Origin of the sequence: Shewanella sp. 11B5 (assembly GCF_002836795.1) — a bacterium.
Lineage (GTDB): Bacteria > Pseudomonadota > Gammaproteobacteria > Enterobacterales > Shewanellaceae > Shewanella > Shewanella frigidimarina.
In genome coordinates this window covers 1-7,098 of record NZ_PJAP01000311.1, presented here as the reverse complement: position 1 = coordinate 7,098, position 7,098 = coordinate 1, and the positions used below count along the sequence as shown (strand labels likewise).

The following is a 7,098-nucleotide window of genomic DNA, read 5'->3' as shown; positions in this document are numbered from 1 at the left end:
ACCTAAAGGCGAAGTGTGGGCCGTGTTGGTAAATGAGTTCGGCGAAATAGGTATTGATGGCGGGTTGTTAAATGCTACCGCTGCTGGTAATGAAAGTAGTCATCCTGATGCTACACCAGCAAAACCTGCCAGTATTGTCATAAAAGAAGTGCCAGGTGGTTGCCTGTGTTGTGTTTCTGGCTTACCTACTCAAGTCGCGATAAATCAGCTTATTCAGCAGACTAAACCGGACCGGTTATTGATAGAGCCTACTGGGCTTGGACATCCTGCCGAAATCGTGAAGTTATTAACATCTGAATATTATCGAAATGTTATTACTTTGCAAAGTAGTGTATGTCTGGTTGATGCGCGTAAAGTCAGCGATCCGCGCTATCAAAATCATGATACGTTTGCGCAGCAATTACAAATGGCGGATGTGCTGTTGGCCAACAAAACACAGCATTACACTGAAACAGATCATGTACAGTTACAGCAATTCCTCAGCACGTTACATTTACAACAGACACCACTTATTAATGTCGATAATCATTTTACTGATGTTGACCTAATCCAACAGTTAATATTGCGCTTAAATACCCCGACAAAGTATCAAACGGTGCAAGCGGGACAACGGCTATTAGGGCGGAAAACGCTTATGGATAACTGGCTGTCTAACGAACCACCATTGAGCGATATCGATACTCCTGAATTTTCTCCAGCGGGGTTTATTCACAAAACTAACCAGGGTGAAGGCTGTTACAGTAGTGGTTGGGTATTTTCAGCAGAACATTGTTTTCATTTTGAGCAATTCATGGCGTGGGTAGACACGGTTAAAATGGAAAATGTGCTGAGATTAAAAGCTATTGTTATCACCTATGATGGGGTGTTGAGTGTCAATATGGTGGATGATAAGTTGATGCTTAATGAGCTTGATGATGCGTTAGATACTCGGGTTGAAATTATTAGTGATATGCCACTTGAACATCAACGATTACAGCAACAGTTACTGGCGTGTTTATAGGCTTAGTCTGAGTTGGACTGCTCGTTTTGATAGGACAATTCGATTGGATAGGACAATTCGTTGAGTCCAATAATTAACGTTGAATATGAGAATTAGTGTTAAGTATGCAAACAAAAATTAAGGGCATTGATATAATATCAATGCCCTTATTGTTTACGCTATTTACTGTGATTGTCCGTTAGTTTAACGAGTACATTCTTCTAGTAAATAAGCTAAATGGCGATAAGAAATACCACTGTGTTGGGTTAAGCCTACTTCACACATTCTGTTAGCGTAGTAACCTTCTTTCGTTTCTGCTGGGATGAGTTTCTTAATGTTACGCAGTGCGCTGGCATTAATTTCAGGTTTATAAAGTCCTTTCTCACCCGCATAACCACAACAACTAATGCCTGCTGGCAACACTACATGATTAGCACATGCATCAGCAATGGCTTGTTGCTTAGGTTCTAATTTCATCTTACGGGCACTACAGCCTTGGTGTAAGGTGACGTTCGATTTCTTGGTGATAGCCATATTAGGTAACAATTCGTCGTGCATAAACTCGACTAAGTCAGTTATTTTGACCTTAGGATTACCCGTTAATGTGCGATAAGTACAAGATAGTGCATCAACCACCACAGGTACTTTGCCATTTTCAGACAATTTACTGAGTGCTTCAATCAGTTCATCACGCTTAGCATCAGCGTTTTTAAAATCACCTTTTGATTCCCACATCTGTCCACAACATAAATGACGGGTATTCTCTGGAATAATTACATTGTAGCCAGCACGTTCAAGTAAAGTGATAACCACTTCTGGCAGAGTGCGGTTGTCAGGATCTTTTGGTGTTGGGCCAAAGGTTCTGCCACCACAAGCAGGGAAGTATAAAACCGTTTGCTGACCCGGTTTGTGGGCTGATGGCTTAGCCACTTTGCCACCTTTAGGGAAGTCTGGATTCCAATAAGGCACTTCTTTCGTAATTAAACGACCGGCTTTCATCAACGAGTTGGTAATGCCATCGCCAGTCACTTTGTGCAAAATACCTAAGATGTCAAAACCTGTGCTGATCACTTGGTTTACTGCACCAAAATGCTTGGCCTGGAAGTCGAGTACTTTTTGTTCTGTAGTGGTGATGTAAGGTGTACGTAATTTGCGCACTAACTGCCCCATGCTGTTATCAACAGGGCAAGCAATAGTACACAACTGACATGCTGCACAGGTATCAATAACATCGTATTTAGAGCTAGCACGCATTTCTGCTGCCGCTTTTTTATCACCTGATTGTTCTAAGCGTTCAATTTCTCGTAGTACCGCAATACGTTGACGAGGTGAGAAATTTAGCGCCGATGTAGGACAAGTTTTCTCACAGAAACCACACTCAATACATTTGTCGACAAAGTCATCTACCACTGGACAAGGTTTGATGTTTTTTACATGTACTAGCGTGTCATCATTGAGGATTACCCCAGGATTTAACAATTTACTTGGGTCGAAAATCTGTTTGATTTGCTTCATTAACGTATAAGCGTCAGTGCCCCATTCCATTTCGACAAAGGGGGCTACAGCTCGACCAGTACCATGTTCTGCTTTCATAGAACCATCGTACTTATTGATCACCATTTCAGCGACATCTTGCATAAAGTCTTGGAAACGATTGATGTCATCTTGTGAGGCAAATGTTGGCGTGATAATAAAGTGGAAGTTACCCGCTAAAGCATGGCCATAAATAACCCCTTCAGGGTAACCGTGTTTATGGAATAATGCGGTTAAGTCTGCCGCTGCACTGGCCAAATGCTGTAATTCAAATGCAACATCTTCAATAATAACGGATGTACCTTTAGGTCTAGCGCCGCCAATAATTGGGAACAAACCAGAACGCATGGCCCAATATTTTCCAAATACAGCGGGATCATTGCTGAATTCAATAGGACGTTCAGTATCAATGTGAGCGATTTTTGTGATCACATCTTGAGTGTATTGCGCTAACGTTTCTGGGTCATTAGCACGACACTCAATGAGTAAAATGGCTGAACCTTCTGGTAAATCACTCAGCCATTCAGGCATACCAGTTTTACCGGTAACCGATTTAATTGATGCCCAATCAAGTAATTCTGCTGCGGCCACACTATCACCTTTAATCGGTGGTATTGCGCTGGCAGCATCTTCCATATTGAAGAACACCGCCATGGCAGAAGCTTTAAATTGCGCTTCTTCAACCGTGTGATAAGTGACTTCATTGACAAACGCAAGTGTGCCTTCTGAGCCCACAATTAAGTGATTAATGATGTCAAATGGATCGCTAAAATCCACTAATGCATTAATGCTGTAACCCGTGGTGTTTTTAATTGAGAACTTTTTATGGATCCGAGCTGATAGTGTTGGGTTATTCTGCGTCAATTGTGCCAAATCGGTTAATGCTGTGAGCAACATAGGATGCGACGTACCAAATGCCGCTTTTGAATGCGGGCAACCTGTGTCAAGTTCAGTACCATCGGCAAGCATTAATTTAACTGATTTAATGGTTTGATAGCTGTTCTGTGCGGTGCCACAACACATGCCTGATGCATTATTTGCCACCATACCGGCTATTTGCGCAGAGGCTAGTGTGGCAGGATCGGGACCAATTTTTTTATTGTAAGGTTTTAATGCCATGTTGGCATCTGAACCAATGACCGCAGCACCTAGAGTGATTGAATTTCTATCTTCACTAATTTCAATGTTTCTAAAACCATCATGACCCAAAATAAGTAAAATGCCATCACCAATTGCTTGGCCCGATAAACTGGTACCGGCAGCACGAAAGGTTACGGGCACATTATGTGCTCTGGCGATATTAAGGGTTATTTTAACTTGTTCTGGAGTATCTGCGTGTACCACAATTTCAGGTACGATACGAAAGTAACTGGCATCAGTTGACCAAGCAAAACGACGCACTGGATCATTAGATACGGCGTGACTGCCGAGCTGTGACGTTAACGTATCCATCACTACTTGATAATTAATAGTCATAACATGCTCTCTTTACACTCGAATGAACGGCAGGCATTTTGTGCCTGCTGTTGTATTGTTATCGTTAGAATATAAGTAACTTTAGCGTTAATTAGAATCCCCCCCAGATAACAGCAATAGTGCCTGCAACTAGGGCATAACCCAGTGCGATAGGCATTGTTTTGCGAATAATTTCAGATTCTCGGCCTGCCATACCTACCACAGTAGCAGCAGCCACGACGTTCATCACACACATCATGTTGCCCGCATTGGCGCCAATACCTTGTAAGGCTAGGGCCATTGCATGATTCATACCGATGTTGTCGGCAACAGAGTACTGCAGGCCCGAGAACATCATGTTTGAGAATGTCGCAGAACCCGATAGGAATGCACCAAAAATACCGACAATAGGTGAAACCCAAGCCCAAACTGAACCCATGCTATTGGCCAATAGGTCTGCTAATGCAACAGGCATTGAAGCTAGACCTGCACCATTTTCTCCTGAATTTAGGAATATTTTCACCATAGGTACTGATGCACCTAGTGAAATGATTGTTGGTAACATTGAGCGACAAGAAACGGTTATTGATTGCTTCATCGCAGTTGGTTTCATTTTAAATAAGATAAAACCGAATAAACATACAACAACAAAGAAGATCCCCGGTGCATATAATGTAGCAAAGCCAGCTTTAAGCTCTGTGCCTAATAAACCTGTCCAGCTGATGTTAAAGCCGAGTAACCAGCTTTTAAATGGAGCAACGACACGAGATAAGACTAATAGCGACGCCATAATGATGTATGGAGACCAAGCGGCAATTTGTGAAAATTTAACCGGTGTTTGGTTAATCGCTAATTCTTCATCTGATTTATTGTCGTTTTCGGTAAAGTCACACCAAGGTGTTGATGGCAGTAACCAGCCTTTTCTCGCGACAGGGATAACTAACGCCATACCGACAAGTGCGCCAATAACCGATGGAAACTCAGGACCTGCAAAGTAGTTAATTAACCATGCTGGTATGGTAAAGGCAAAACCGGCAAATATTGCAAATTTCCAAACTTGTAAACCTTCTTTAATTGATTTGTTGCGACCAAAAAAGCCTGTTAATACGCAAACCATCACTAACGGAATTAATGTACCTGTCATTAAATCTATGGTGATCATGTGTTTAGCAATGTACTGTGCGTAACCTGCGAAGGTGCCACCATGTTCAGCAATTTGAGCTGCTGCCATGTTTACGCCGCCTTCCGTTAAGCCTTGTTCCATCCCAAATAGCACTGGTAAACCAATTGCACCAAATGACACTGATGTTGAATCAGCAATCAAGGCCACTACGGCAGCAGCAATGGGTGGGATACCTAATAATACTAGTAGCGGTGCGCCGATGGCTGCTGGAGTACCGAAGCCTGCAGAACCTTCAATAAACGAGCCAAACAACCAGCAAATAATAATCACCTGAACACGTGCATCTGCACTGATGTTGGTAAAGCCAGAACGAATCGTGTCCATGGCGCCAGAATATTTAAGGGTATTTAACAAAAATACCGCGTCAAAAATAATGGTCAGCGGCGTTAACGCAGCGAGAAGACCTTCAACGACAGATGCCGCAAGAAGTTGCGTATCCATTTGCCAAATAAACATTGCTACAAGGCCTGTAGCGACCATGGATATGGGCATTGCTTTAGACGCTGGTAAGCGCATAAGCACTAAGAATACCATTACGCTAATAATGGGGGTTAAGCTTGCTAGTATTTGTAATATTGTCATGCATACCTCGTATCACTATAAGTGGGTACTAAATTGTTATTATTTGTTAGCATTTGGCTAACTAGGGCGTAATAGACGTTATTTAAGTGTTAAAAGTGTTGATCGAGATCATCTAACACACGAGAAAGTGCATTAGCCGATAGAACTGTGAAGCGAGTCTGATGCGAGGTTTTTAGTGCGTGTTTGAGGTCACGTTTTTTAGGGATGTGGCAGTTCATATAAAGTAAAACCAAGCGAGTTATCGATTGGCTTACAATATAATTAATTAGCATTTGGTAATGTGAAGGGGCTCACTAGAAAAGTGATAGGGTTGTGACCGAGCTCAAACTGTTAGAAAAGTTTACTTCCCCAACCTAATTTGTTACGTAATACGTGAAAATAATTATGACCTTTTGGATGGATGAGTCTTAGGCGTTCATTTGAACGGCGAATAAAAATTTCATCACCGGGTAATACGGCTAAATGGACATGACCATCACAGCTGACTTCAAGGTTTTCGCCATTTTCAGGTGATACCACTAATTTAATGGTGCTACAGGCATCGACTACAATGGGTCTGCAAGACAAGGTATGAGGAAACATGGGCACTAAAATAAGTGCTTGCAGATTAGGGGTTAATATTGAACCGCCAGCGGACAAAGAATAAGCTGTTGAACCTGTCGGCGTGGACACGATCATGCCATCAGCGCGTTGGCTATACATAAACTGTTCGTCTATATAAACCTCAAACTGGATCATATGAGCAATTTTTCCAGGGTGAAGTACTGCTTCATTGACGGCGGTATTACTGGCAGTAATTTTACCGTGGCGGTGAACTTCAGCCTCCAATAAAAAACGATGCTCAGTTTCAAATTCACCGCTGAGAACTTTAGACAAGGCCTCTTCGAAGTTATCGGGAGGTAAATCGGTTAAAAAGCCTAAGTTACCCCGGTTTACACCAATCACTGCAACATTGAAACGAGCCAATACTCGGGCTGCTCCTAGCATATTGCCATCACCACCCACTACGATGGCTAAGTCACAATGCTCACCCATTTCAAGTAGGTCCATTGAACACACATCCGCTCCTAGCTCTGCAGAGACACGTCCTTCAACGATCACCTTAAAGCCCTGCATGCTTAACCAATGATGCAAACGAGTTAACGTGAGGTTAGTCCCTTGATGATGTGGTTTACCGATGAGACCGATAGTCTGGAACATTTTAGTCATATTCGAGTTTGTTATGCCTTTAGGCCTTGAAACATAAGAATTGATCCCCATAATATACTCAAACTTATTAAAAGTGTGAGATTTGCTGTTAAATTATCAGCAAATAGCCACTTTATTTATTGTCGTAGAATACGAAATAACGCATTTTTTAGCTGGA

Annotated in this window: 4 protein-coding genes; 1 reads left to right on the top strand and 3 read right to left on the bottom strand. The window is 42.2% G+C overall.

Annotated elements, in window-relative coordinates; translation table 11 throughout:
• Window positions 1-1,000, top strand: a 1,000-nt coding sequence (locus tag CXF78_RS06290) for a CobW family GTP-binding protein (RefSeq protein WP_102036291.1), incomplete at its 5' end; no start/stop codon positions are given.
• 183 nt (window positions 1,001-1,183) lie between these two features.
• Here CXF78_RS06290 and CXF78_RS06285 read toward each other — a convergent pair.
• The 3 genes from CXF78_RS06285 to nadK form a co-directional block, all read right to left on the bottom strand.
• Window positions 1,184-3,988: an FAD-binding and (Fe-S)-binding domain-containing protein gene (locus CXF78_RS06285; RefSeq protein WP_102036290.1), complete on the bottom strand. Its 2,805-nt coding sequence runs from the start codon at window positions 3,986-3,988 to the stop codon at window positions 1,184-1,186.
• A gap of 91 nt (window positions 3,989-4,079) precedes the next feature.
• Window positions 4,080-5,732, bottom strand: a complete 1,653-nt coding sequence (locus tag CXF78_RS06280) for an L-lactate permease (RefSeq protein WP_102036289.1) — start codon at window positions 5,730-5,732, stop codon at window positions 4,080-4,082.
• A gap of 330 nt (window positions 5,733-6,062) precedes the next feature.
• On the bottom strand, window positions 6,063-6,941 hold the full coding sequence (gene nadK, locus CXF78_RS06275; protein ID WP_041413134.1) for an NAD(+) kinase: 879 nt from the start codon (window positions 6,939-6,941) through the stop codon (window positions 6,063-6,065).
• Between the last annotated feature and the right edge of the window lie 157 nt (window positions 6,942-7,098).